We start from the raw sequence: 362 nt of genomic DNA, 5'->3' as shown, positions 1-362 counted from the left end.
AGAAGCAGGATTTTAACACCGGTGCGCAAAATGCGCGCAATCGCCAGCATCTGCTGTTCACCGCCCGAAAGCTTGGTGCCGGGGCTGTTGCGGCGCTCATAGAGATTGGGAAAGAGCTCGTAAATCTCTTCCAAGGACATTACCCCCTGGGCCCCCTGCGCCCCTTTGCCGACGACCGGTGGAAGGAGCAGGTTCTCATGCACGTTGAGCGTTGCAAAAATCCCGCGTTCTTCCGGCACAAAGCCAAGACCCGCGCGGGCAATGCGATGCAGCGGCACGCGCAGAATATCTTTGCCGTCAAGCGTGATGGTGCCGGTGCGCTTGCGGATGATGCCCATAATGGCGCGCAGCGTTGTCGTCTT

At 59.1% G+C, this 362-nt stretch carries 1 protein-coding gene; it reads right to left on the bottom strand.

Annotated elements, in window-relative coordinates; genetic code table 11:
- A partial coding sequence (locus FJQ48_RS22220; protein WP_139977095.1) for an ATP-binding cassette domain-containing protein occupies positions 1-362 on the bottom strand: 362 nt, incomplete at both ends.

It is taken from the genome of Ochrobactrum sp. CGA5 (genome assembly GCF_006345815.1).
GTDB lineage: Bacteria > Pseudomonadota > Alphaproteobacteria > Rhizobiales > Rhizobiaceae > Brucella.
Note: the sequence above shows the minus strand (reverse complement) of the source record. Positions and strands in the feature narration are given on the sequence as shown.